The following is a 26,041-nucleotide window of genomic DNA, read 5'->3' as shown; positions in this document are numbered from 1 at the left end:
GTCACGATAGAGTCATGACCATGATGGAGCCAGTCCCTCCGTTCACCAGCCCCGGCCACGGTCCGAATTCGCGCATTGGCATTGTCCTCAGCCACGGTTTTACGGGCTCGCCGCGAAGCCTGCAGGACTGGGCGGAGTACCTGTCCGCGCAGGGATATGCGGTGCGCCTGCCGCTGTTGCCCGGCCATGGCACGACCTGGCAGGAGCTGGCCCGCACGCCGTGGCGGCAGTGGTACGACGCCGTCGAACGGGCTTATGACGAACTCGCCCGAGAGCGCACCGCTGTCTTCGCCGCCGGGCTGTCCATGGGCGGTGCCCTCGCGCTCCGTCTGGCCGCCAGCCGCCCCGTCGCCGGTGTCATCGCCGTCAACCCCGGCCTGACGTTCGCCAACCCGGCCGCCCGCTTCGCCGGCGTGCTGCGCTACTTCATCAGGTCGACCCCGGCCATCGCGAACGACATCCGCAAACCGGGAATGGACGAACTGGCCTATGCCCGCACGCCGACGGCCGCGGTCCACCAGTTGGGGCTGCTCTTCGCCGACACGGCCAGCGCGCTGCCCCGCGTGACGGCGCCCGCGCTCGTCTTCCGCTCCGCGGTCGACCACGTGGTGCCGGAGTCCAGCACGGACCTGCTGCGCCGCCGGATCGGCTCGGCTGAGGTGGAGGTCGTGGAACTGGACAACAGCTACCACGTCGCAACCATGGACCACGACGCCGAACTCATCTTCGAGCGCTCGGCAGCGTTCATCGCGTCGGTGGCCGGCAGGAAGCACGCGCATGTCTGAGCGTGAACCGTCGCAGGACGACGCCGTCTGGCAGGACCTCGTCGCCCGGCTCGAATCAGCCGAGTCCGCCCCGGATCCGCAGTCTCCGGCCGCCCCGGACCCGCAGTCTCCTGCCGCCGGGGAAACGCAGCCCGGCGCCGGCACTCCACCGGGGCCACGGGATTTCAGTGAGCCAGCGGACGACGACGAGGGGTTCGTTCCGCCGGAACCGGCACCTTTAGGCGCCGGCGACCCGCTGATAGTGCTTGCCTGGTGCGGCGCCGCGGGCGCTCCGCTCGCGCTTCTGCTGATGGCGATGTTCTGGCGCAGCGCGCCCTTTGCGGTCATCGCCGGCCTGGTCGTCCTGTTCATCGCCGGGGCCAGCTACCTGGTGTCCCGGCTTCCCGGCGACCGCGACCATGGTGATGACGGAGCCCAGGTCTGACTGCGCCCTGCCCCACCCGACCGTCTATCTCCAGCGTCCGCCCGGCCTGCGCTGCAGGGAGCCGTTATCGTTTCGTAGGTTACCGGCAAGTATGCGGCTGTGATTTAGGTTATAGGCTTAGGTGGAACTCAGTGGGGGTAAGTGCCCGATACCGAAGGAGCCGTCGTGCGCGAATACAGCGTTCCTGTCATGGTCAATGTGCCGAGGCAGTCCAACATCACCGACCTCGTCGTCAAGCAGGCCGCCAAGGCCTCGGACCCAACGCTGTTCTCGCGCCCTGACGGGTCCGGCGGCTGGCAGGACGTCCGTGCCTCCGAATTCCTCGCCGACGTCACTGCCCTTGCCAAGGGCATGGTCGCTGCCGGCGCCGCGCCGGGAGAGCGCATCGGCATCATGGCCAGGACCCGCTACGAATGGTCCCTCGTGGACTTTGCCATTTGGTTCGCAGGCTGCGTCTCGGTACCGATCTACGAGACGTCCTCACCGAGCCAAGTCGCCTGGATACTCGGCGATTCCGGAGCCATCGGCGTGTTCGTGGAAACCGACCACCACGAGAACATCGTGCGGCAGGCGGCGAGGAACGAAGGCCTCGACCACGTCGGCCACGTCTGGCAGCTCGACGGCCTCGACGCTCTCCGCGAGGCGGGCGCTGGTATCGACGACAGCCTCATCCAGGAGCGGCGCCAGACGGCTTCCCTCGAGGACCTCGCCACCATTATCTATACCTCCGGCACCACCGGCCGGCCCAAGGGCTGCGAACTGACCCACGGGAACTTCGCGGAACTGGCCGAGAACGCGGCGGCCGCCCTTCCGGACGTCGCCCACGAGGGCGCCCGGACCATCATGTTCCTGCCGCTCGCCCACGTCTTTGCCCGGTTCATCGAGGTGCTCTGCGTCGCCTGCGGAGCCACCGTGGCGCACACCCCGGATGTCAAGAACCTGCTGCCCGATCTGCAGAGCTACAAGCCGACCTTCATACTGGCGGTGCCGCGAGTCTTCGAAAAGGTCTACAACAGCTCCATGCTCAAGGCCGAGGACGCCGGCAAGGGCAAAATCTTCCACGCGGCAGCGGAAACGGCCGTCGCATGGTCCCGGGCCGAGGCCGCGGGAAAGGTCCCGCTGCTGCTGCAGCTGAAGCACAAGCTTTTCGACAAACTGGTCTTCCACAAGATCCGGGAGGCGATGGGCGGCCGGGTCGAGCATGCGGTCTCCGGCGGCGGGCCCCTCGGCGAGCGGCTGGGCCACTTCTTCCACGGCGTCGGCCTGCTGGTGCTGGAAGGCTACGGCCTCACCGAAACCACCGCCCCTGTGTCGGTTAACACCCCGCAGCTGATCAAGATCGGCACGGTGGGCGCACCGCTGCCCGGCAATGCGGCGCGCATTGACGACGACGGCGAAGTCCTCGCCAAGGGTGCGTGCGTCATGCGCGGCTATTACAACCGGCCGGACCTCACCGGCGAGGCTTTCGTCGACGGATGGTTCCGGACCGGGGACATCGGGGAGCTCGACGACGATGGCTTCCTGAAAATCACTGGCCGCAAGAAGGAAATCATCGTCACGGCGGGCGGCAAGAACGTCATCCCGGCCCTGCTGGAAGACCAGATCCGCGCCGACGCCCTGGTGTCCCAGTGCGTGGTGCTCGGCGACCAGCGCCCCTTCATCTCCGCGCTGGTCACGTTGGACGAGGAGGCCCTGCCGGGCTGGCTGGAACGGCACGGGCTTCCCGCCGGCACCAGCGCCGCGGAGGCCGCCGGGCACGAGAAGGTGCGCGTGGCAATCCAGGCCCTGATCGATGAAGCCAACAGGAGCGTCTCGCAGGCCGAGGCGATCAAGGAGTTCCGTGTCATCGCCGAGGACTTCACCGAGGCCTCGGGCCACCTGACTCCATCCTTGAAGATCAAGCGCGCCCAGGTCATGAAGGACTACGCGGAGATCGTCGAGGACATCTACGCGCCCGCGGCTTCCCGCCGCTAGCGGAAGCGCTCCCCCGCCGGCGGGACCGGCCGCGTTCGGTCCGCCTACGCCCGAGCTGGCTGGGCTTCGATGCCGAGGGACAGCAAAGCGTTCTCGACCACTTCGGCCAGCGCCGGGTGGATCCAGTACTGCCCCCGGGCCATGGAGGCCACGTCCAGGCCGAAGGACAGCGCCTGGATCAGCGGCTGGATGAGCAGCGACGCCTCGTGGCCCATGATGTGGGCTCCGAGCAGCTGGCCGCTGCGCCTGTCGGCAACGAGCTTGACGAAGCCGGTGCTGTCCTCCATAGCCCAGCCGTAGGCAGTGGTGCCGTACTCCTGGACCGTTGTGACGACGTCGTACCCCTTCAGCTCGGCTTCCTGCCGGGCCTCGGCCTCCGTCAGGCCCACCGCGGCGATCTGCGGCTGCGTGAACACGGCCGAGGGGACGAAGCGGTGGTCGCTGCTGCGCAGGTCCTCCGGGTGCTCCAGGTTGTGCGCGACGACCCGCGCCTCATGGTTTGCAACATGCTTGAGCTGGTACGGGTTGCTCACGTCGCCGAGCGCGAACACGCCGTCCGCAGGTTCCCCGTTGCGCAGCACGCGCTGGCACGCATCGACCGCGACCCTGCCGTCCTGTTCCAGGTCGTAGCCGGCCGCCTGGACGTCGAGAGTGTCCGAGTTCGGCACCCGGCCCGTCGCCACGAGGACAATGTCCGCCTCGATGGTCTCCTGGCCGCCCTCCGCACCGTTAATGACCGCCTTGACCCCGGCGCCATCTTCGTGGACCGCCGCCAGCGTCCAGCCCAGCCGCACGTCCCAGCGGGAGGCTGCTGCAGCCGTGAAACGTTCGGAGACCAGGGCATCGGCCGACTTCAGCAGCGGTGCCGAGCGGTTGATCTGGATGATCTGCGAGCCGAAGGAGGCGAACACGGCCGCGAATTCGGCCGCCACGAAGCCGCCGCCGACAATCAGCACCCGGCCCGGCAGGTCCGGGAGCCGCATCACGGTGTCCGAGGTGTGCACCTGCGGCAGGTCGATCCCCGGTACGTCGGGCAGCACCGCCCGGGAACCGGCGGCGATGACGATCTGTCCGGCCTCGATCGACTGGCCGCTGTCCGTGACGAGCGTCTTCGGCCCAGTGAACCGCACGTGCTCGGAATAGAGCGTGACGTTGTCCAGCTCCTCGTCCCGGTAGCGCCGCCCGCCGTCGGAAATCGCGTCTATCCGGCCGAAGATCCGGTCCCGGATGTCCCGCCAGTGCACCTTGCCCAGCGTCAGCTCCACACCCAACCCAGCGGCTTCCTTGGCAGCGGAAGCCAGCTGGGCCGGGTAGGCATACATCTTGGTCGGGATGCACCCGACGTTGAGGCAGGTCCCGCCGAAAGTGCCGCCGTCAATAATGGCGACCTTCCGGTTGTCCCAGAAGGGGGTGATGAGCGAGTTGCCGGAGCCGGAGCCGATGATGGCCAGATCATAGTAGGTCACAGCCATGCATTTTAGCCCTACTCGATGACCAGCAGCAGATCACCGCCCTGCACCTGCTCGACGCCCGAGAACGCCAGCCGCTTGACGGTGCCGGAAACCGGGCTGGTGATGCCGGCTTCCATCTTCATCGCTTCGATCGTGGCCACGGTGTCGCCGGCCTTGACGCTGTCGCCGGCCTTGGCGACGAGCGTGACGGCGCCGGCGAACGGCGCGGCAACCTGGCCCGCCACAGCGGGGTCGGCCTTCTCGGCGACCTTCACCGAGGACTCCACGCTGCGGTCACGCACCGAAACGTTGCGCTGCTGGCCGTTGAGTGTGCAGTGCACGGTGCGCATGCCGCGCTCGTCAGGCTCGGAGATGGCGCCCAGCATGGCAATCAGCTTCACGCCCTTGTCCAGCTCAATGACGTGCTCGGCACCGCGCTGGAGACCGTAGAGGTAGTCGCGGGTGTCCAGCACCGATACGTCGCCATAGGTCTCCCGGACGTGCTGGAACTCCTTGGTGGGCCCTGCGAAGAGCAGCCGGTTCAGCGTGCTGCGCCGGGTCGCGGAATCGGCCTGGAGCGCGGCCGAATCCTCAGCGCTCAGTTCGACGTCGCGGACCTTCACCTTCCGGCCCTGCAGGGCCTTGGTGCGGAACGGCTCCGGCCAGCCTCCGGGCGGGTCGCCGAGCTCGCCGGAGAGGAATCCGATGACCGAGTCCGGGATGTCGTAGTTCTGCGGATTCTCCGCGAAGTCCGCCGGCGGCACGTTCGCGCCGACCAGCTGCAGGGCCAGGTCGCCGACCACCTTCGAGGAAGGCGTCACCTTGACCAGACGGCCGAGGATGCGGTCCGCTGCGGTGTACATGTCCTCAATGGCCTCGAACTTTTCGCCCAGGCCCAGGGCGATCGCCTGCTGGCGCAGGTTGGACAGCTGGCCTCCGGGAATCTCATGCCGGTAGACGCGGCCGGTGGGGCCGGGCAGGCCCGATTCGAACGGCGCGTAGACCCGCCGCACGGCTTCCCAGTACGGCTCAAGCGACCCGACCGCATCCAGGCTGATCCCGGTGTCCCGCTCGGTGTTGGCCAGGGCCGCCACGAGGGCCGAGGCAGAAGGCTGGCTGGTGGTGCCCGCCATCGCTGCGCTGGCGACATCTACGGCGTCCACGCCGGCGTCGACGGCGGCGAGCAGCGTAGCGAGCTGGCCGCCGGCCGTGTCATGCGTATGCAGGTGGACGGGCAGGTCGAAGCGTTCGCGCAGCGCGGTCACCAGCTTGGCCGCGGCCGCCGGGCGCAGCAAGCCGGCCATGTCCTTGATGGCGAGGATGTGTGCACCCGCGTCCACGATCCGCTGGGCCAGCTCGAGGTAGTACTCGAGCGTGTACAGCTTCTCATCCGGATCAAGCAGGTTGCCGGTGTAACAGAGTGCCACCTCGGCCACGGCGGTGCCGGTCTCGCGTACGGCCCGGATGGCCGGCTCCATTTGCGAGACATCGTTGAGCGCATCGAATATCCGGAAGATGTCGATGCCGGTGGCCGCCGCTTCCTTCACAAAGGCCTCGGTAACCTCCTCCGGGTACGGCGTGTAGCCGACGGTGTTGCGGCCGCGGAGGAGCATCTGCAGGCAGATGTTCGGAATGGCCTTGCGCAGCGCCGCCAGCCGCTCCCACGGATCCTCGCCGAGGAAGCGTAGCGCCACGTCGTAGGTGGCCCCGCCCCAGGCTTCCACGGAGAGCAGTTCCGGGGTGAGCGTCGAGATCGCCGGGCCCGCGGTGACCAGGTCCCGGGTGCGCACACGGGTCGCCAGCAGCGACTGGTGCGCGTCCCGGAACGTCGTGTCCGTGACCGCCACCGGCGTCTGCTCGCGCAGGGCACGGGCGAATTTTTCCGGGCCGAGTTCCTGCAGCAGCTGCCGGCTGCCCCGTGCCGGGACCGCCTTCAGCACGCCGGTGGATTCGAGGGCCTCGCGGGCGGAAAGGGGCAGCTTGTCGGCCGGAGCGGTTGCGGCGGCCAGCGGCCCGTTGGGCTTGTTGACGGTGACGTCGGCGAGCCAGGTCAGCAGCTTCGTGCCGCGGTCCGCGGAGACCCTGGCCTTGAGCAGCTCGGGACGTTCGTCAATGAAGGACGTGGCGACGTTGCCGGCCACGAACTCCGGATCGTCGAGCACGGCCTGCAGGAACGGGATGTTCGTGGAGACGCCACGGATGCGGAATTCGGCCAGCGCACGGCGGGCACGTGCGACGGCGGTGGCATAGTCCCGCCCGCGGCAGGTCAGCTTCACCAGCATCGAGTCGAAGTGCGGGCTGATCTCGGCGCCCGCATACACGGTGCCACCGTCCAGGCGGACCCCCGCACCGCCGGCGGACCGGTAGGCGGTGATCTTGCCGACGTCGGGGCGGAACCCGTTACTCGGATCCTCAGTCGTGATGCGCGACTGCAGGGCGGCACCCTTGATGGAGACGTTGTCCTGGCTCAGCCCGAGATCGGCCAGCGACTCCCCTGCGGCGATGCGCAGCTGGGCCTGGACAAGATCCACGTCCGTGATTTCCTCGGTGACAGTGTGCTCCACCTGGATCCGCGGGTTCATTTCGATGAACACGTGTTCGCCGGCACGCTCTCCGACGGTGTCCACGAGGAACTCCACGGTTCCGGCATTGGCGTACCCCAGCGCCTCGGCGAACTTGACCGCGTCCCGGTAGAGCGCCTGGCGGATGTTGTCGTCCAGGTTCGGCGCCGGCGCGATCTCAATGACCTTCTGGTGCCGGCGCTGCAGCGAACAGTCGCGTTCGAACAGGTGCATCACGTGGCCCTGCTGGTCCGCCAGGATCTGCACTTCGATGTGCCGCGGACGAAGCACGGCCTGCTCCAGGAAGACGGTCGGGTCGCCGAAGGCGGTGTCCGCTTCGCGCATCGCCGCGGCCAGCGCCTCCGGAAGCGCTTCGCGGGTGTCAACGCGTCGCATCCCGCGCCCGCCGCCACCGGCGACGGCCTTGACGAAGATGGGGAAGCCGACCTCGTCGGCCTCGGCGATCAGCTTCTGCTGGTCGGAACTCGGTGCCGAAGACTTCAGCGTCGGGATGCCGGCAGCCTTGGCCGCATCGAGGGCACGCACCTTATGGCCGGCGAGCTCCAGCACGTCCGCCGGCGGACCGACGAACGCGATCCCCGCCCCCGCCGCAGCGCGGGCCAGCTCCGGGTTTTCGGAGAGGAAGCCGTACCCGGGATAGATCGCGTCGCAGCCGGACTCCTTGGCTACGCGGATGATTTCGTTGACGTCGAGGTAGGCGCGGACGGGATGCCCTTCCTCGCCGATCAGGTACGCCTCGTCTGCCTTCTGGCGATGGATCGAGTTGCGGTCCTCATGGGCAAAGACGGCCACCGTCTTTGCGCCGAGTTCGTAGGCGGCACGGAAGGCACGGATGGCAATCTCGCCACGGTTGGCCACCAGGATTTTCGAGAACATAGCGCTCCTGCGTCATCGCGGTTAGTCGGGGGTTGTGGTGCAAGTCTCAGGTAACTGCCGAGGCAATAGCAAGCCGGTGTAGTGCAGGTCACCATTTTCCCATACGGCGGGCGTAATGAACGGCCATAGGTAACGACGGCGGCCACGGCAAGGGCGACCGGCCAACGGTGCGCGGGGGCCGAATCAGGCTATGGCCGGGCGGCACCATATGATGGTGGGGGAACAATCGCGCCCGCAGGTCAGGGCCTGCGTTCCCGTCAAGCAACACGCAGCCGTCATGACTCGACATGTTAGGTTTTGGTTTTACACGTGCAAGTAGTGAGCATCAGCAGTCTCAAGGGCGGCGTCGGCAAGACTTCAGTGACACTGGGCCTGGCCTCGGCGGCACTGGCGGCAGGGATTCCCACGCTCGTCGTCGACCTTGACCCCCACGCCGATGCGACGACAGGCCTGGGTGTCCGGCCGAGCCGGCAGACGGACATCGGCCGGCTGCTCAAGAACGTCCGTCGCGCGGATCTTGGCGCGAACGTCATATCCAGCGGATGGGTCGCCACCGCCGCCTCCAACGGCGGACACAATGTCGGCCCGAAGGTCCTCGACGTTGCCGTCGGTTCGGCCTACACCGGAATCTATGACCGCCCGGACCTCAGCCGCCGCGACCTGCGGCGCCTGGCGACCGTCCTGTCCCGGGTGGAGGGCTACTCCCTCGTCCTGATTGACTGCCCGCCCTCGCTGAACGGCCTGACACGCATGGCCTGGTCCGCGAGCACCCATGTCCTGCTGGTCGCGGAACCGAGCCTGTTCTCTGTTGCCGGCACCGAGCGGACCATGCGCGCCCTCGACCTCTTCCGGGACGAATTCGCCCCGGACCTGACGACGGCGGGGGTGGTGGCCAACCGCGTGCGGACAGGGTCCAACGAGCACGCCTACCGGCTCGCGGAAATGAAAACCATGTTCGCGGACCTGCTGCTCTCCCCCACCATTTCCGAGCAGGCCAACTGGCAGCAGATCCAGGGCGCGGCGCACCCCATCCACCACTGGCCGGGCGAGTCGGCCCGCCAGGCCGCCGGCCTCTTCGACGAGTTGCTCAAGAACCTCACGGAGACGGGCGGGCTGCGCAACCGAGTGCTCCGCCGCTAGCTGACGCCGCCGGACCATCCGCTGCTGTGCCGAATGCGGCACAAAGAAAGGGCACCCCGCCGGGGTGCCCCTTGTGTTGGAGTGCCGCCGGAGGGGTCCGGCGGATTTGTCAGCTGATTTTGCGCGCGGCCCGGCGGCGGCTGAGCTCGTCGTCGGGGAAGTCCGGCTGGTCTCCGACATGCTCGCTGGGCAGCTGAGCCAGGCTGCCTTCGACTTCGCGCCAGACCCGGCCGACGGCGATTCCGAAAACGCCCTGGCCGCCTTGGACGAGGTCGATCACTTCGTCGGCGGAGGTGCACTCATAGACGCTTGCACCATCGCTCATGAGCGTGATTTGGGCGAGGTCTTCTACGCCGCGCTCGCGCAGGTGGTCCACAGCGGTGCGGATCTGCTGCAGTGAGACGCCGGTGTCCAGCAGTCGCTTGACGACCTTCAGGACCAGGATGTCCCGGAAACTGTAGAGGCGCTGGGAACCAGAGCCCGAGGCGCCGCGAACGGCGGGTTCCACGAGGCCGGTCCGCGCCCAATAGTCGAGCTGGCGGTAGGTGATGCCTGCCGCTTTGCAGGCCGTGGGGCCACGGTAGCCGGCGTCCTCGTCCAGTACCGGCAGATCCTCGGTGAACAGCAAACCCTGGGCGCTTGCGGGTAGGCCGGCACCCGGTTTCACCGCGCGGGACTCGCCCGCATCACCTTTAGGACTCACGTGAACCCTCCTTGTCGAAAGTTCCCTAGGGGGAAGTCGGCGCCGCCGGCAACTCAGGGGTCAGATCTAAGTCTGCCCTGTGCCGCGCGCCGGTGCAATGGGAACTGTATTCTTTGACGTTAGAACCACGGGGGCCGGCGGTCAAAGATGCTGGCCTTTTCACGTTCGGCGTGTCGGATGTCCCTGACCTCGGCCAACAGGCCCCGGAGCTCCGTTCAGGCCCTAAGGTCCAGCCGTTGAATGCCGGACCGGTTTCCTACTTCTCGAAGTCTTCGGGCTCTACGTCGGCCAGGAATTCCCTGAACTCGCGCATCTGGTTCTCGGCGTTTCCCTCCGGCGCCGCGGCGTCGTCATCCTCGGCGGCCTCGGCGATCTGCACTCCTGCCTCTTCCAGCACTTCCTCGGCACAGAAGATCGGGCAAGGCACGCGCAGAGCCACGGCCAGCGCGTCCGACGCCCGGGAACTGACCGTAGTACCGCCGTCGAACACGAGCTCTGCATAGAAGACGGTGTCCTGGACCGTCACCAGCCGCACCTCCGTGATGGTGCGGCCGAGTTCGGTGACCACGCTGCACAGCAGGTCGTGCGTCATGGGCCGCGGCGGCTTGATCCCCTGCTGGGCAAAGGCGATGGCGCTGGCTTCCGGCGCGCCGATCCAAATGGGAATGTGCCGTTCTCCGGCCTTCTCCTTCAGCAGGACCAAAGGCTGGTTGGAGGGCAGTTCGATGCGAACCCCGACAACCTCGACTTCGAGCATGGTTCCTCCGATCAGCGATCCATTCGCGCGATGTGCCCGTGGACGAGGGCGCTGTGCAGGTTCAGGCAGAGGTCGCTGATTTCCTTGGCAGCTTCGGCCGCCCGCGCTTTCGACGCTACATCCTTCCGGGACGAAAGGGGCGCGACGGCCCGTTCGACCAGTCCCATCTCGCGGTCGGCTGCCGATCGGAACGGACGCAGGTGGCGGGGCTCGATGCCGTGCGTCCCGAGCTTCGCGCAGGCCTTGACGACCTTCAGCGCGTGCTCATCGTAGCGTGCGTCGGTCTCCTGGATCAGCCCGAAGCTCAGCAGCTCGCGGATCAGTTCCTCGGAGGCGCCGGCCGCCTCCTGCAGCTGCGGAAGCGTGAAGGAGCGGGCACGTCCCGCCAGCTCCTGGGCCAGTCCGTCGGAGACCATCCGCGGTGACAGGGACATGCCGCCGGGGAGGGCCTCGGGCCGCTCGCCGCGGTCAATGGCGTCCACGTAGTCCTTGATGACCTTCAGGGGGAGGTACTGGTCCCGCTGGAGGGCCAGCACGAAGCGCAGGCGCTCGACGTCCTGTGCCGAGTACTTGCGGTAGCCCGCGGGGGTCCGCTGCGGGCTGATCAGCCCCTTCTCCTCGAGGAACCTGATTTTGGATGCGCTGATCCCGGGGAAATCATTGCTCAGTTCCTGCAGGACTTCCCCGATGTTGAGGACTGTGCTGCGGAACGTGTCCCGTCCTGAGCCGAGACCGCGCCGTGCTGGCTGCGATGCGGGCACTGCCTAAGCCTGGCCCTTCGGCGCTGCTTCGCTGGCGTAGTAGGTCAGGCGGAACTTGCCGATCTGGACCTCGTTTCCACTACGCAGGGCGAGGCTGTCGACCCGGTCGTTGTTGACGTAGGTGCCGTTCAGGCTTCCGGCGTCCACCAGCGTGAAGCCGGTCCCGGTGCGCCGGAACTCGACATGCTTGCGGGAAACGGTTACATCGTCAAGGAAGATATCCGCGTCCGGATGCCGGCCCGCCGAGGTCACGTCCTGGTCCAGCAGGAAACGCGCCCCGCGATTCGGTCCGCTGTGCGCAATCAGCAAAGCCGACCCCGCTGGCAGCGCGTCAACCGCGGCCTGTTCCTCCAAGGTGAGCAGGGGCTTGGGATGGAGTGTCGTGGCTGCGGGCGGCAGTCCAATGGAAGTGGTCTCGGCCGCAGGTTCCCGAGGGCCACCGGCCTGTCCGGAACCTGCTGCGTTGCGCTCGTCGCCCACCATGAAGAAACTTCCTCCCATGCACTGTTGCAGCAACCGGCCTGCCGCCGGTTGCTCGTTCAAATTCCCATTCCGGTAGCTCTAGCCTACCTGCTGTTCGTACTCCGAAGCACTGAGCAGCGATTCGACAGCCGAGGCGTCCTCGAGGCGGACTTCGAGCAGCCAACCATCGCCGTACGGATCCGAATTGATCAGTGCGGGATCAGATTCCAGCGCGTCGTTTGCGGCGACGATCTCGCCGGACACCGGGGCATAGATGTCGCTCACGCTTTTCGTCGACTCGACCTCGCCGATCACATCGTTGGCCGTGATCTTGGTACCGGCTTCCGGCACCTGCACAAAGACGACGTCGCCGAGCGCGTCCTGGGCAAAATCCGTGATGCCGATGCGGACGACGCCTTCGGCACCGGCCTTGGCGATCCATTCGTGCTCGGCGGTGTAATGCAGTTCTGCGGGAACGTTGCTCATGAGTCGGGCCTTTCTCGCGTGGATCGAATATCAGCCGTGGTTCCGGCGGCCGGGGGCCACCGCTGAAAGTATAGGCACAGACGTTCACCGTCCACACGTCGGTTCGCCGCTTCGCGACGCCCGTCCCGCTGGCCCGCCGGACTCCCCCGCAGGCCCGGAATGCGGAAAGTCCCGGCCGCTCCGAAGAGCGGCCGGGACTTTCCCACCGTCGGGTTGACAGGATTTGAACCTGCGACCCCTTGACCCCCAGTCAAGTGCGCTACCAAGCTGCGCCACAACCCGTTGTTCCTTCCGGACCTTCCCGGCGGAACCACCTCAAATACTGTACAGCATTTTTGGCGAAGGTCTGACCACCACCGCTGACGCGGGTCAGGGTCAGCGTTTACGCGCCCGCTTTTCGCGCACGCGCATGCTTACCTCGATCGGGGTCCCCTCGAAGCCGAAGGTTTCGCGCAGCCGGCGCGTAATAAAACGGCGGTACCCGGGGTCGAGGAATCCTGTGGTGAACAGCACGAACTTGGGCGGCCTCGTCGAGGCCTGGGTGCCGAAGAGGATACGGGGCTGCTTGCCGCCCCGCAGCGGGTGCGGGTGCGCCGCCACAAGCTCCCCCAGGAAGGCGTTGAGCCGTCCGGTGGGAATGCGGCGGTCCCAGGATTCGAGCGCACGGTCCAGCGCCGGCACCAGGCGATCCTTGTGCCAGCCCGTGCGGGCGGACAGGTTCACTCGGGGCGCCCAGTCCACGTGCGCGAGGTCCTGCTCGATCTCCCGCTCCAGGTAGCGGCGCCTGTCGTCATCGAGCAGGTCCCACTTATTGAAGGCCAGCACCAGGGCGCGGCCCGAATCAATGGCCGTCTGCAGGATGCGCACGTCCTGCTCGCTCAGGACTTCGTCCACGGCCAGCAGGACTACGGCGACCTCGGCCCGCTCGAGCGCGGACTGGGTCCGCAGCGAGGCGTAGAAGTCGGCGCCGTGCTGCATGTGGACGCGGCGGCGGATCCCGGCGGTATCGACGAACCGCCACATCCGGCCGCCCAGTTCGATCATCTCGTCCACCGGGTCCCGGGTGGTGCCCGCCAGCGAGTCCACGACGACGCGGTCGCTGCCGGCCAGCTTGTTCAGCAGGGAGGACTTGCCGACATTGGGGCGGCCGATCAGCGCCACCCGGCGCGGCCCGCCCGTCCGGATGACGCCCCCGTGGGCGGAGAATTCGGGCAGCACTTCCATGACAGCATCCAACATGTCCGCGGTGCCGCGCCCGTGCAGGGCGGAGACGGGGTAGGGCTGGCCGAAGCCGAGGCTCCAGAGCGCTGCGGCCTCCGCCTCCTGCACCATGTCATCCACCTTGTTGGCGACGAGGATGACGGGCTTCTTCTTGCGCCGCAGCATCCGCACGACCGCCTCGTCCGTGGCCGTTGCACCGACGTTCGCGTCGACCACCAGCAGCACGGCGTCCGCCATATCCGCGGCGATCTCGGCCTGCTCGGCAACCCTGGCATGGATGCCCTTGGCGTCGTGCTCCCAGCCGCCGGTGTCCACGAGGGTAAAGTTGCGGCCGTTCCAGTGCGCCGAATAGGACACCCGGTCTCGGGTTACGCCCGGGGTGTCCTCGACGACGGCCTCGCGCCGGCCGAGGATGCGGTTGACCAGGGTGGATTTGCCGACATTCGGGCGTCCCACGATCGCCAGCACCGGATCAGGCTTCGGCGGGGCCTGCTGCTCGGGCTCCAGGTCCAGGCCGGCCAGCAGCGCCGCGTCCTCCTCGTCGAGCTCGTAGTCCGCCAGGCCGGCCCGGAGCGACTCGGCACGCAGGTCCGCTTCGTCGTCGTCGATCTGTTCCAGGCGCTCCGCGATACTGTCCTCGCCGGCGGGCTCGTAATCGCCGTCGGGGTAACCCTCGTCGCGGGGCCCGTTGCCGGTGGGTGTGGCACTCATGGTCAATATCCTTCGTCAAGCATGGGAGGTGTGCTGGCGTGTCCATTCAAACACGCAGCGGTGACGCGCGTACCGCCTGGGGCGGGCCGGCGCTGAGGAACGAGTCAGTGCGCCGCGCGGCGGACGACTTCGAGAACGGCGTCGATGGTCTCTTCGAAATCCAGATCGGAGGAATCGACGGTGAAGACGCCGTCGGCCGCTTCGCTGAAGTTCACCACGGTGGAGTCCTTCGCGTCGCGGGCGATCACCTGGTTGTGCAGGTCCTGCTCGGACTGGGTGCCGCCAAGCTGGAGCCCGCGGCGGCGAAGCCTGGCCTCCTCGCTCGCGGTCAGCAGGATGCGGACCTCGGCGTCCGGGGCCACCACGGTGGTGATGTCGCGGCCCTCGGCCACGATCCGCCGGCCGGAGTCCGCGATGATCTGCTGCTGCCGCCGAATCAGCTCGGCGCGGGCGCCCAGCGTCGTGGCCACGGCGCTGACAGCCCCGGAGATTTCCGGTTCGCGGATGGCTTGGGTGACATCTGTTCCGCTGACCGTGACCTGCTCGTGGTCCGGATGCGTACTGATCCGCAGGTCCACCTCGCGGGCGGCCTTTTCCACTTCCGCAGCCTCCTGCAGCGCGACGCCGGTCTTGAGGCAGTACCAGGTCACCGCCCGGTACATTGCGCCGGTATCGAGGTAAGCGGCGTGCAGGCGCCGGGCGGTCTCGCGGCTGACGCTCGACTTTCCCGAACCGGAGGGACCGTCGATGGCCACCACCAGCGGCTTGCCCAGCCGGTATGTCTTCATGTCAGTTGCGGCCTCAGTGGCAGCCGGGGTCATTGCAGCACCTTCCATCCGTGCGAATCCAAGTAGTCGATCAGTTCCTGGCGCCTGCTGGGCAGCACCGAGATTTCCACCATGCCCACGTCCTGTCCGGACGAATGGTCGAGGCGGAGGTCCTCGAGGTTGATGCCCACCTCGCCGATTTCCGTGAGCAGCCGGGCAATCTGGCCCGGCCGGTCGTCCACGAGCACGGTCAGCCAGGCGAAGGACTGCGGCGGGGCGCCGTGCTTGCCCGGGATACGGGCCTGGCCGGCGTTGCCTTCGCTCATCAGCTGGGCCAGGTCCAGCCGTGCTCCGGGTGCCTCCGGCTGCTCCAGCGTGCCGATCAGCCGGTTCAAGTCCTCGCGGACACCGTACAGGATCTTGACCAGCCGCGGAGCGTTGGCGCCGAGGATCTGGACCCACAGCGCCGGGTCGCTCGCGGCAATCCGGGTCACGTCGCGCAGCCCCTGGCCGGCCAGCGCCAGCGCGTGCGGCTCCGTGTCCTGCAGCCGGCTGGCCAGCAGCGAGGACATCACCTGCGGGAGGTGCGAAATCAGGGCGACGCTCTGGTCATGTTCCTCGACCGACATGCGCGACACGACGGCCCCGAGGTCGATGGCGAGGGCCTGCGCAGTCTTCAACGCGGCTGCGCTGGTCGAATCGTGCGGGCACAGCACCCAGGGCATGGACGTGAACAGCTCGCCGCGCGCCGCCACCGGGCCGGACTTCTCGCGTCCGGCCATCGGGTGGGTTCCGACGTAGCGGGCCATCTCCTCAGGGCCCAGCTCAGGATCCGCCTGCAGCTCGGCCAGGACCGACGCCTTGACGCTGGCAATATCAACAACGACGGCGGACGGGTAGTCGCGCAGGGCCCGCGACACGATGCGGGCGGTGACGTCCGGAGGGGAAGCGACGACCACGAGCTGCGGCGTAGCGTGCTGCCCCGGCTCGAGCGCGCGTCCTGCGCCGATGTCCTGGGCGACGGCCTGAGCGGAGGGCGAGAGGTCGGAGAGCAGGACCTCGATGCCGTGGGCGCGAAGTCCCAAACCGATGCTGGCGCCGAGCAGGCCGGTGCCGATCACCAGCACCGGCCCGGCCAGATGGGTGGCCTGAAGGCGTGATGGGTTCAACGCCTACATCCCCACCAGGGCCAGCAGATGGCCGGATTCCGTACGGCCCAGGGCCCGGATGCTCCCCTGCCGCTGGTCGCCGAGCCGGATCGGCCCGACCTGCGTACGCACCAGGCGCTCCACCGGGTGCCCGACGGCGTCGAACATGCGCCGCACGATCCGGTTCTTACCCGAGTGCAGCACGACTTCCACCAGCACGTGGCCGGGGGTGGAATCCACCAGGCGGAAGGAGTCGACCCGTGAGACGCCGTCCTCGAGCTCGATTCCATCCCTCATCTGAGCTCCGACGCCCTGCGCCATCGGCCCCCGGACCTGCACGAGGTACGTCTTGGGAACCTCATACGAAGGATGCGTGAGGCGGTTGGCCAGTTCGCCGTCGTTGGTCAACAGCAGCAGGCCTTCCGTGGCCTGGTCCAGCCGGCCCACGTGGAAGAGCCGCTGGTCCTTGTTCTTCTTGAGGAAGTCGCTGATGCAGGGCCGGCCTTCCGGATCCTCCATGGTGGAGACGACGCCCTTGGGCTTGTTGAACACGTAATAGACGAGCGTCTCGTCCGTCTGGATGCGGATGCCGTCGACATGGATGACGGCGGTGGCCGGGTCAACGCGGACTCCGAGCTCGGTGACCACGGCGCCGTCCACCTCCACGCGGCCGGCCGCGATCATGTCCTCGCACACCCGGCGGGAGGCAACGCCGGCCTGGGCCAGCACCTTCTGCAGCCGCACGCCATTGGGGTCGTGCAGGCCCTCGGTACTGCCGCCGGCCTGGCCGCCCTCGGCGCGCTGGGGGCGCGGACGATTGCGGACCGGACCGAGGTTCTGTCCGAACCGTTCCCTGCCGAAGGGACGCGGCCCGGCCGGCTGGGCCTTGGCTCCCGGCTTCCGTCCGGCGGCGGGCTTGCCCGGACGGGCCTTGCCCTGGCCCGCCTTTCCGCTTCCCGCGGCGCTACCGGGGCGGCCGGAGCCGTCACGGCGCTGTCCGGGAGCCGGCTTACCGCCGCGCTCGGAACCGAATGCCGGCTTACCGCCGCGCTCGGAACCGGAGGCAGGCTTACCGCTGCGGTCCGACCCGAATGCCGGCTTCCCGCCGCGGCCCTGTCCGGAGGAGGGCTGGCCGCCACGGCCTTGTCCGCCGGCGGCACCCGGCTGGCGAGCCGGCTTGCCTCCTGGCTTCGGGCCCTTGCCGCCGCCGCGGGGGGTGTTGCGGCCGGAACCGGATCGGGGCGCCTGTGTCATTTGTGTCCTTAAATACTCGCGGAACGGTACATCTCAATAAACGGATTCGTCGATATCTGCCAAGTGTTCCAGCCCCGGCAGATGTGGTGCCAGTTCGGGGAGCTCGGAAAGACTTCCTATACCCAATCTTTCCAGAAAATACGAGGTGGTCCGGTACAGCACTGCCCCGGTCTCCGGATCGGTGCCGGAATCCTCGATTAATCCGCGCTGCACGAGGGTCCGGACCACCGAGTCCACATTGACACCGCGGATGGCGGAAACGCGGGAGCGCGCCACCGGCTGGCGGTACGCGATCACGGCCAACGTCTCGAGAGCGGCCTGGGTCAGGCGTGCCGTCTGGCCCTCCAGCACGAAGCCCGACACGATATCCGCGAAGTCGCTGCGGGAAAAGATGCGCCACCCCCCGGCCAGCTTCCGCAGTTCGAAACCGCGCGGTGCCCCGCCGGGCGAGCCCCCGCCGTCGTAATCCTCCTGCAGTTCATGCAGCAGCGCGCTGACCTGGGCCACCGGCAGGTCGACGGCGGTGGCCAGTTCGATGTCCGTGGCGGGCTGGTCCAGGACCATCAGGACGGCCTCGAGGGCGGCCCGGGCACCGCCCGGCAGGCTCTCCACGCCCGCCGCTTCCCCGCCGGGCCCTTCCCCGCCGGCCGGGGCCTGCTGCACATCCTCACTCATTGGTCTCCTGTATGTCCTCGTATTCTTCGCTCAGCCGCTCCGGCGTCCAGTCTCGGTCGGCGCCGGCCCAGCGCACGGTCAGTTCCCCAAGCGGCGCAGCCTGGTCGAAGGCAATCACCGCATCGCGGAAGAGCTCCAGCAGCGCGAGGAACCGTGCGACGACCACGAGGGTGTCCGGCGCGTCGGCCGTCAACGCACGGAAGGAGAGCGGCGTCCCGGCCTGCAGCCGCCGTGCGATGATCCCCGCCTGTTCCTTCACGCTCACCGGCGGGGCGTGCAGGTGCGCCAGGCCTACTTCGGTGGGTTTGGGCTCCTTGGGCTCGAGGGCCTTGGCCGCGAGGGCGGCGAACTCGGCCGGCGGCGTCCGCCAGACGAGCTCGGGCAGCAGCGCCGCGAACTGCGGTTCCAGGCCGACCTGCCGCGGGTAGCGCAGGCCCTCCTCTTCCAGCCGCTGGCCCATCATGGCCGCAATCTGCTTGAATGCGCGGTACTGCAGGAGCCTGGCGAAGAGCAGGTCCCGGGCCTCGAGGAGGGCGATGTCTTCGTCGTCCTCGACCTCGCCGGCGGGCAGCAGCCGAGCAGCCTTGAGGTCCAGCAGCGTGGCCGCGATGACCAGGAACTCGCTGGCCTCGTCCAGGGCACGGTCCAGGCCCGCTTCCTGGAGCCGGCGGATGTAGCCGATGAACTCGTCGGTGACGCGGGCGAGGGCCACCTCGGTGATGTCCATCTCGTGCTTGGAGATCAGCCCCAGCAGCAGGTCGAAGGGCCCGGTGAAATTGTCCAGCCGGACCTCGAAGCCCGCGGTCCGGCTCCCTGTTTCCGGTTCCGGCAGCGGCGTCTCCGCCGGCACCGCAGCCGTCATTACGGGGCGCCGCCGCGGTAGATCAGTTCCCTGGCCAGCTGGCGGTAGGCCTCGGCGCCGGGATGGTTGCCGGCATAGGTGGTGATCGGCTCGGCCGCTACGGTGGCATCCGCGAACTTGATGGTCCGCTTGATCACGGTCTCGAACACCTTGTCGCCGAAGGCCTCCAGCAGGCGGCCGATGACCTCTCGGCTGTGCAGGGTCCGCGCGTCGTACATGGTGGCCAGGACGCCGTCGATCTGCAGCCGCGGGTTGAGCCGGTCCTGGACCTTCTCGATGGTCTCCACCAGCAGCGCGACGGCGCGCAGCGCGAAGAACTCGCAGATCAGCGGGATCACGACGCCGTGGGCCGCGGTCAGCGCGTTGACGGTCAGCAGGCCGAGCGAAGGCTGGCAGTCGATCAGGATGACATCGTAATCATCGCTGACCTTGCGCAGCGCCCGGTCGAGGACCTGCTCGCGGGCCACCTCGTTGACCAGCTGGACTTCGGCGGCGGAAAGGTCGATATTGGCCGGCAGCAGGTCGATGTTCTCGATCTCGGTGCTCTGGATCGCCTCGTAGATATCCGCCTTGCGGTCCATCAGGACGTTGTAGACGGTCAGGTCGAGCTCGTGCGGGTTCGTCCCGAGGCCCGCCGAGAGCGCGCCCTGCGGATCGAAGTCCACCAGGAGGACCCGGCGGCCAGCTTCCGCCAGCGCCGCTCCGAGGTTAATGGTCGAGGTAGTCTTGCCGACACCGCCCTTCTGGTTGACCATCGCGACGATGCGGGCGGGGCCATGTGAAGTCAGCACGGGCGGTTCGGGAAAATCGGTCTGCGGCCGGCCGGTGGGCCCCAGGACGGCTTCTTCCTGCAGAGTCGTCGAACCCTGTTCGCTACTCACGTATCAATCCCAGCTTCCATGGTTGCTTGGCTGTCCATTTATCCCCCAAGGCTACAGCGACGGTGCCGCATTCCGCCGAATGTGGCGCACGGTACCGGCGAGCCTTTAGCTTCAAGTAGAGGTCTAAAGTTTAGACTGTGCCGTTTGGCTTCCACTGCCACGGACGACGGCGGTGCACCCGGTCAAGAATCGGGTGCACCGCCGTCGTTGTGCCAGGTAGCTGCGGCTCAGCGGTCAGCGTACGCCGGCCAGCTCCCGGTCGGCTTCCCGGTCCGCCGCAGCCGAATCGGCCGCTTCCGAGGCGTGGCCGTGGCCAGCCTCCATGGTCTGCTCGTCGAAGGGCAGCCGGCGCTCCAGCACCTCGTCCACGCGGCTCCGGTCGATCTCCTTGGTCCAAGTTCCGATCAGCACCGTCGCGACGGCGTTGCCAGTGAAGTTCGTCAGCGCGCGGGCCTCGGACATGAAGCGGTCGATGCCGACGATCAGCCCGACGCCGTCCACCAGGTCCGGGCGGTGGGACTGCAGGCCGCCGGCGAGCGTGGCCAGGCCGGCGCCGGTGACCCCCGCCGCACCCTTGGAGGCGATGACCATGAAGACCAGCAGGGAGATCTGCTCGCCCAGCTCCAGCGGCTTGCCCATGGCTGTGGCGACGAACAAGGCAGCCATCGTCAGGTAGATCGCGGTGCCGTCCAGGTTGAAGGAGTAGCCGGTGGGAACGGTGACGCCGACGACGGGCTTGGACACGCCGAGGTGTTCCATCTTCGCGATCAGCCGGGGCAGCGCCGCCTCGGAGGAGGAGGTGGAGAAGATCAGCAGGTACTCGCGGCCCAGGTATCGCATCAGCTTGAAGATGTTGACGCCGGTGACGAGCTTCAGGATCAGGCCGAGGACCACCACGATGAACAGGACGCAGGTGATGTAGAAGCCGATCATCAGGGTGGCCATGCTGATGATCGCCTGGACGCCGGTGGCGCCGACGACGGCGGCGATGGCACCGAAGGCGCCGATCGGGGCCAGCCACATCACCATGATGAGGATGCGGAAGACCAGGGCCTGGATGTGGCCGACGCCGCGCAGGATCGGCTGGCCCGCCGGGCCCATCTTCTGCAGGGCGAAACCGACGATGAGGGCGACGAACAGCGTCTGGAGGATGTTGCCTTCGGTCAGCGAGGACAGCAGCGAGGTGGGAATGATGCCCAGCAGGAAGTCCACGGTGCCGTGGCTCTCCGTCGGCTCGGTTTCGTAGCTGGTGCCCTGGATGTCCAGCCCGGCGCCGGGGTGGATCAGGTTGCCGACAAAGAGACCGATGCCCAGGGCGAAGGTGGACATGACCATGAAGTAGAGCAGCGCGAGCCCGCCGACCTTGCCGACGGTGGCGGCCTTGGCGATCGAGCCGACGCCGAGCACGATCGTGCAGAAGATGATCGGGGCGATCATCATTTTGATCAGGCCGATGAACGCGGTGCCGACAGGCTTGAGGGACTGCGCGAAGTCCGGTGCCACCAGGCCGACGATGGCGCCGAGCACCACGGCCGCGATGACGGCGATGTAAAGGAAGTGGGTCCTGTCCTTCTTCGGCTTGGAATCAGCCTTCGGGACCTGCGTGGTCGCTGCCAATGATTTACTCCTTGGAGGTGTGATGCCGCTCTCGGGCGGCGGGCTGGAACCATCTTGCTCCGCGCAGTGACGCTGATCACCATTGCGTTCATACTGTTCTCGGCAGGGAAAGCAGGGAAATAGGAGACCGATGAAGCACTGGAGCCTTGCCTCCCGGATCCTCGTCAGCCAGCTGGCGTTCCTCATCCTCCTGACGGCGGCGGTCGCGACCTTCCTGTTCCTCGACGCGCGGCACCAGGCCTATGACCGCGCCGGGCAGCGGATGACCTCGGTTGCCGTGGCCATCGCCGATAGCCCTTTTGTGCTCGATGCGGCGCAGTCGGCGGATCCCGCAGGGCGCCTGCAGCCGTACACGGAGCGGGTCCGCCGGGACGCCGCCGTCGACTTCATCACGATCATGTCCCCGGACGGGACCCGCTTCACGCACCCGGACCCGGCGCAGATCGGCGCCGAATACATCGGCAGCGTGGACGAGGCGCTGGCGGGACGGCCGCAGACCGAGGTCTTCGCCGGGACGCTCGGCCCGTCCATCCGCGCCATCGTGCCGATCAAGGACGGATCCGGAAAGGTCCAGGGGATGGTGGCCTCAGGTGTCACGGTTTCCAACGTGTCCGTGGCGGTCGCGGCCCGGCTCCCCTTCGTCATCCTCACGGCGCTGGCCGTCATGGCGGTGTCGTCGCTGGCGTCATGGCTGCTCAGCCGCTACCTGGACCGGGTGACACTGGGCTGGGGGCCGGCCCAGCTGTCCCGCATCTTCGTCTTCTACGACACGGTGCTGCACTCGGTCAGGGAAGGCATGCTGCTGGTGGACACGGAGGGCAGGCTGGTGCTCTACAACGACCAGGCCGCCCGCATGCTCGACCTGCCCGTGCGCAATCCCGGCGATCCGCCGACCGATGTCGCCGAGCTCCAGCTGCCGCCGGCGCTGAAGCAGCTGCTGCTCGAGCGCCGGACCGTCCACGAAGAAGTCCTCGTCACGGACCGGCACGTGCTGCTGGTCAGCCAGGATCCCGCGGCGACTCCCCGGAGCGGAACAAGGAGCCCGGCGGAGGGTGCCCTCGACGCACCCGCTCTGGGCGTGGTGGCGACCCTGCGCGACCGCACCGAGGTCCAGTCCCTCGCCGGCGAACTGGAGTCCATGCGTACCCTCCGCGATGCCCTCCGTGCGCAGACGCACGAGCACTCCAACCGCCTGCATACGATCGTGTCCCTGATCGAGCTCGGCCGGCACCAGGACGCCCTCGATTTCGCCTCCCGCGATCTGCAGCAGTCCCAGCAGCTGACGGACGAGGTCGTCGGCGCCATCGACGAGCCCTTCATCTCCGCCCTGCTGGTCGGCAAGGCGGCCCAGGCCAACGAACGCGGCATCGAACTGCACATCGCGGCCAGCCCGGGCGCAGGTTCGGCGACGCCGCTGCCCGGCCGCCCGGGCCTGGATCCGGAAGCCTTGGTCACCATTGTGGGCAACCTGCTGGACAACGCTTTCGACGCCGTTTCCTCCTGCGAGCGCAAGGAAGTATCCATCGACTTCCTCACGACCGAGGACCGGCTGTGGATCCAGGTCCACGACAGCGGGCCGGGGCTGCCCGACGGCGAGCGCGACGACATCTTCACCTTGGGCTTCAGCTCAAAGAAGAGTGACGGCGCGCAGCGCGGCGTCGGCTTGTCCCTCGTCCGGCTGGCGGTCACTAGAATGGGCGGGGAACTGACCGTAGACAATGACGAAGGGGCGCTGTTCACCGTGTCGCTGCCGCTGGGCGGACCTGCGTCTTCCGCCAACGGATTCCGGGACCCGCGGCATGGCTGAACCGATCCGCGTGCTCGTCGTCGAGGACGAGTCCGTCGCCGCTGCCGCGCACGCCGAGTATGTCCGGAGGCTTGCCGGCTTCGAACTGGCCGGCGTCGCTTCGACTGGCTCCGAAGCGCTCGCCCTGCTGGGGCTGTCCGGCGGACCGGCCGCCGGCAAGGCGCCCCGCATCGACCTTGTGCTGCTGGACATGAACCTGCCGGATCTGCATGGGCTGGACGTGCTTCGCCGCATCCGCGGATCCGGGGCCCCGGTTGAGGTCATCGCGGTCACCGCCGTGCGCGAGCTGCCGATCGTCCGCAAGGCCATCTCCTCCGGTATTGCGCTGTACCTGATCAAGCCGTTTACGTTCGCCGCCTTCAGCGACAAGCTCCACCATTACCGGCAGTTCCGCGACAGCCTGGCCCAGCACGGGAGCTCCACTACCCAGGCCGCCGTCGACCGAGCCTTCGCCCAGCTGCGAGCGCCCTCCCCGACGGCCCTCCCCAAGGGCCTCAGCGAAGAGACGCTGAACAGCGTCGTCGGTCTGCTCAAGTCCCGCCAGGCGCCGGTCTCGGCCGTGGAAGTCACCGCCGAAACCGGCATGTCCCGCGTCACCGCGCGCCGCTACCTCGAGCACCTCGCGGACCAGAATTCGGCTATCCGCACGCCCCGCTACGGGACCCGCGGACGGCCGGAGTTCGAGTACAGCTGGCGCCGGGACTGACCCCGCCCGGCGGTCAGGACCGGATCGTGCGCACCAGATCGTCGATCACCGAGGGATCCTCGATGGTCGAGGGCACCGTGTAGTCTCCCCCGTCGGCGATCTGGCGCATGGTCTTGCGCAGGATTTTGCCCGAGCGGGTCTTCGGCAGCGCGGCCACGACGCGGACCTCCTTGAAGTCCGCCACCGGCCCGATCTGCTGGCGGACCAGGGACACGAGCTCGCTTTGCAGCTGGGCCGGGTCCACCCCGGCGCCGGCCTTGAGGACCACGTAGCCGCTGGGCCGCTGGCCCTTAAGCTCGTCCGCAACGCCGACGACGGCGCATTCGGCCACCGCGGGATGCTGCGCCACGACCTGTTCCATCGCCCCCGTGGACAGCCGGTGCCCCGAAACGTTGATGACGTCGTCGGTACGGCCCATGACGAAGAGGTAGCCGTCGGCGTCGAGGTATCCCGAATCGCCCGTGGCGTAGTAGCCGTCGAAGGTGCGCAGGTAGGAATCCACAAAGCGCTGGTCGTTTCCCCACAGGGTGGCGAGCGTGCCCGGCGGCAGCGGCAGCTTGATCACGATGTTGCCCTCCGTGCCGGCCGGTACCGGCTCTCCCATCCCGTCGACGATGGCGACCTGGTATCCCGGCACCGGCACCGTGGGTGAACCCGCCTTGACCGGCAGCTGCTCGAGGCCGAGCGGATTGGCGGCAATCGCCCACCCGGTCTCCGTCTGCCACCAGTGGTCGATGACCGGCACGCCCAACGCGGCGGCGATCCATTCGTACGTCTCCGGATCCAGCCGCTCCCCCGCAGCGAACAGCGTCCGAAGGCTGGAACGGTCGTAGTCCGCGAGCAGTCGGGCCTGCGGATCGGCCTTGCGGATGGCCCGCAAAGCGGTCGGGGCGGTGAAGAGGACATTGACGCCGTGCTCCTGGACCACCCGCCAGAATGCCCCGGCATCCGGGGTACCCACCGGTTTTCCTTCATAGAGCACCGTGGTCGCACCGGCGAGCAGCGGCCCGTAGACGATGTAGGAGTGGCCGACCACCCAGCCGACATCCGAGGCCGTCCACATCACGTCGCCCGGGCCGACGTCGTAGATGTTCTTCATCGACCACGCCAGCGCCACGGCGTGCGAGCCGTTGTCCCGGACGACCCCCTTGGGGGCGCCGGTGGTGCCGGAGGTGTAGAGGATGTAGAGCGGATCGGTGGCCGCGACCGGCACGGCGGCGGCCGGCTCTGCCGAGGACGTGAGGTCATCCCAGTCGAGCCAGCGGGCGGTGCCGCCACCGAAGGTATCCACCCCGTGGGAAAAGCCCTCGCGGGCCTTGACGACGACGTGGGGCACCTGGTGCGAGGCCATCCGGATGGCCTCGTCCACGGCGGGCAGGTACTCCACGCGGCGCGAGGGTTCGATGCCACCGGTGGCCGTGACCACTGCCGCCGGCTTGGCGTCGTCGATCCGGGCCGCCAGCTCCCGCGGGGCGAAGCCGCCGAAGACCACCGAATGCACCGCACCCAGGCGGGCTGCGGCCAGCATTGCGATGGGCGCCTCGGGGATCATCGGCATGTAGATGATCACCCGGTCGCCGTGCCCGACGCCGAGGCTCCGCAGCGCACCGGCGAAGGCCGCCACCTCGGACAGCAGTTCGTCGTAGGTGTACCGGCGCTGGATGCCGAGCATGGCCGAGTCGTAGACCAGAGCCGTATGCGCTCCCCGGCCCGCGGCGACGTGCCGGTCCAGTGCGTTGGCGCAAGTGTTGAGTTCCCCGTCCGGGAACCAGCGGTAGATCGGAGCCCGGCTGCCGTCCAGCGCCTGCTGCGGGGATTTCGACCATTCGATGGCGCCGGCTTCCCCCAGCCAGAACTGTTCCGGATCATCCACACTGGCCTGGTAGGTGGCGCGGTAGCTGGCTCCCATGGCTTCCCCTCAATACTCGGAACGAAGGACTGTGACGCACATCATCCTAGCCGGGCAGGACGGGGGCAGGTCAAGGGTTTTG

At 68.0% G+C, this 26,041-nt stretch carries 22 protein-coding genes and 1 tRNA gene; 6 read left to right on the top strand and 17 right to left on the bottom strand.

Going from position 1 to position 26,041, the window contains the following annotated elements; all coding sequences use genetic code 11:
• Positions 1-14: 14 nt before the first annotated feature.
• The 3 genes from OC550_RS05190 (at position 15) to OC550_RS05180 (ending at position 3,183) form a co-directional block, all read left to right on the top strand.
• Entirely contained in the window at positions 15-785 is a 771-nt protein-coding gene (locus OC550_RS05190; protein WP_262104220.1) for a carboxylesterase, read from the top strand.
• Positions 778-1,209 (top strand): hypothetical protein, encoded by a 432-nt coding sequence (locus OC550_RS05185; RefSeq protein WP_262104219.1) that lies wholly within the window; start codon positions 778-780, stop codon positions 1,207-1,209. Before OC550_RS05190 ends, OC550_RS05185 begins: the two co-directional genes overlap by 8 nt.
• Positions 1,210-1,374: 165 nt before the next feature.
• Positions 1,375-3,183, top strand: coding sequence for a long-chain fatty acid--CoA ligase (locus OC550_RS05180; RefSeq protein WP_262104218.1), 1,809 nt, complete (start codon positions 1,375-1,377; stop codon positions 3,181-3,183).
• 44 nt (positions 3,184-3,227) lie between these two features.
• Here the strand turns inward: OC550_RS05180 and OC550_RS05175 are convergent, their stop codons facing one another.
• Together OC550_RS05175 and OC550_RS05170 are read right to left on the bottom strand one after the other, a co-directional pair.
• On the bottom strand, positions 3,228-4,649 hold the full coding sequence (locus tag OC550_RS05175) for a mycothione reductase (protein ID WP_262104217.1): 1,422 nt from the start codon (positions 4,647-4,649) through the stop codon (positions 3,228-3,230).
• A gap of 17 nt (positions 4,650-4,666) precedes the next feature.
• Positions 4,667-8,092 (bottom strand): pyruvate carboxylase, encoded by a 3,426-nt coding sequence (locus OC550_RS05170; RefSeq protein ID WP_262104216.1) that lies wholly within the window; start codon positions 8,090-8,092, stop codon positions 4,667-4,669.
• A 309-nt stretch (positions 8,093-8,401) separates the two neighbouring features.
• Here OC550_RS05170 and OC550_RS05165 point away from each other — a divergent pair, with 309 nt between their 5' ends.
• Complete coding sequence (locus OC550_RS05165) at positions 8,402-9,232, top strand: ParA family protein (RefSeq protein ID WP_262104215.1); 831 nt, start codon at positions 8,402-8,404, stop codon at positions 9,230-9,232.
• A 109-nt stretch (positions 9,233-9,341) separates the two neighbouring features.
• Here OC550_RS05165 and OC550_RS05160 read toward each other — a convergent pair whose 3' ends face one another.
• The 14 genes from OC550_RS05160 to OC550_RS05095 all read right to left on the bottom strand — a co-directional run bounded on the left by OC550_RS05160 (position 9,342) and on the right by OC550_RS05095 (position 21,537).
• Positions 9,342-9,935, bottom strand: coding sequence for a MerR family transcriptional regulator (locus tag OC550_RS05160; RefSeq protein WP_306556911.1), 594 nt, complete (start codon positions 9,933-9,935; stop codon positions 9,342-9,344).
• 256 nt (positions 9,936-10,191) lie between these two features.
• Positions 10,192-10,692 carry a bifunctional nuclease family protein gene (locus OC550_RS05155; protein ID WP_262104214.1) on the bottom strand — a complete coding sequence of 167 codons (501 nt, stop codon included), beginning with the start codon at positions 10,690-10,692 and terminating at the stop codon, positions 10,192-10,194.
• 11 nt (positions 10,693-10,703) lie between these two features.
• Positions 10,704-11,381: a MerR family transcriptional regulator gene (locus OC550_RS05150; protein WP_262106260.1), complete on the bottom strand. Its 678-nt coding sequence runs from the start codon at positions 11,379-11,381 to the stop codon at positions 10,704-10,706.
• 75 nt (positions 11,382-11,456) lie between these two features.
• Positions 11,457-11,936: an FHA domain-containing protein gene (locus OC550_RS05145; RefSeq protein WP_262104213.1), complete on the bottom strand. Its 480-nt coding sequence runs from the start codon at positions 11,934-11,936 to the stop codon at positions 11,457-11,459.
• 78 nt (positions 11,937-12,014) lie between these two features.
• Positions 12,015-12,401: a glycine cleavage system protein GcvH gene (gcvH, locus tag OC550_RS05140; RefSeq protein ID WP_262104212.1), complete on the bottom strand. Its 387-nt coding sequence runs from the start codon at positions 12,399-12,401 to the stop codon at positions 12,015-12,017.
• Positions 12,402-12,609: 208 nt separating this feature from the next.
• Positions 12,610-12,683 (bottom strand) — tRNA-Pro (locus OC550_RS05135).
• Between the two features lie 93 nt (positions 12,684-12,776).
• Positions 12,777-14,333 carry a ribosome biogenesis GTPase Der gene (gene der / locus OC550_RS05130; protein WP_262104211.1) on the bottom strand — a complete coding sequence of 519 codons (1,557 nt, stop codon included), beginning with the start codon at positions 14,331-14,333 and terminating at the stop codon, positions 12,777-12,779.
• 104 nt (positions 14,334-14,437) lie between these two features.
• Positions 14,438-15,154 carry a (d)CMP kinase gene (cmk, locus tag OC550_RS05125; RefSeq protein WP_262104210.1) on the bottom strand — a complete coding sequence of 239 codons (717 nt, stop codon included), beginning with the start codon at positions 15,152-15,154 and terminating at the stop codon, positions 14,438-14,440.
• On the bottom strand, positions 15,151-16,269 hold the full coding sequence (locus OC550_RS05120) for a prephenate dehydrogenase (protein WP_262104209.1): 1,119 nt from the start codon (positions 16,267-16,269) through the stop codon (positions 15,151-15,153). The genes cmk and OC550_RS05120 overlap by 4 nt, the downstream gene beginning before the upstream one ends.
• A gap of 3 nt (positions 16,270-16,272) precedes the next feature.
• Positions 16,273-17,502 carry a pseudouridine synthase gene (locus OC550_RS05115; protein ID WP_262104208.1) on the bottom strand — a complete coding sequence of 410 codons (1,230 nt, stop codon included), beginning with the start codon at positions 17,500-17,502 and terminating at the stop codon, positions 16,273-16,275.
• Positions 17,503-17,535: 33 nt separating this feature from the next.
• Complete coding sequence (locus OC550_RS05110; protein WP_262104207.1) at positions 17,536-18,177, bottom strand: SMC-Scp complex subunit ScpB; 642 nt, start codon at positions 18,175-18,177, stop codon at positions 17,536-17,538.
• Complete coding sequence (locus tag OC550_RS05105; RefSeq protein WP_262104206.1) at positions 18,170-19,039, bottom strand: ScpA family protein; 870 nt, start codon at positions 19,037-19,039, stop codon at positions 18,170-18,172. Before OC550_RS05105 ends, OC550_RS05110 begins: the two co-directional genes overlap by 8 nt.
• A complete protein-coding gene (locus tag OC550_RS05100) occupies positions 19,039-19,920 on the bottom strand; it encodes a ParA family protein (protein ID WP_262104205.1) in 882 nt (293 codons plus the stop codon). Before OC550_RS05100 ends, OC550_RS05105 begins: the two co-directional genes overlap by 1 nt.
• A gap of 234 nt (positions 19,921-20,154) precedes the next feature.
• Complete coding sequence (locus OC550_RS05095; RefSeq protein WP_262104204.1) at positions 20,155-21,537, bottom strand: cation:dicarboxylase symporter family transporter; 1,383 nt, start codon at positions 21,535-21,537, stop codon at positions 20,155-20,157.
• A 130-nt stretch (positions 21,538-21,667) separates the two neighbouring features.
• Here OC550_RS05095 and OC550_RS05090 point away from each other — a divergent pair, with 130 nt between their 5' ends.
• Together OC550_RS05090 and OC550_RS05085 are read left to right on the top strand one after the other, a co-directional pair.
• Entirely contained in the window at positions 21,668-23,344 is a 1,677-nt protein-coding gene (locus OC550_RS05090; RefSeq protein WP_262104203.1) for a sensor histidine kinase, read from the top strand.
• Entirely contained in the window at positions 23,337-24,050 is a 714-nt protein-coding gene (locus tag OC550_RS05085; protein ID WP_262104202.1) for a response regulator, read from the top strand. Before OC550_RS05090 ends, OC550_RS05085 begins: the two co-directional genes overlap by 8 nt.
• Positions 24,051-24,063: 13 nt before the next feature.
• On the opposite strand, the gene OC550_RS05080 is transcribed toward OC550_RS05085, so the two are convergent.
• Positions 24,064-25,959: a propionyl-CoA synthetase gene (locus OC550_RS05080; protein WP_262104201.1), complete on the bottom strand. Its 1,896-nt coding sequence runs from the start codon at positions 25,957-25,959 to the stop codon at positions 24,064-24,066.
• Positions 25,960-26,041: the final 82 nt, after the last annotated feature.

It is taken from the genome of Arthrobacter sp. Marseille-P9274 (assembly GCF_946892675.1).
GTDB lineage: Bacteria > Actinomycetota > Actinomycetes > Actinomycetales > Micrococcaceae > Crystallibacter.
This window is presented reverse-complemented; position numbering and strand designations above follow the sequence as displayed.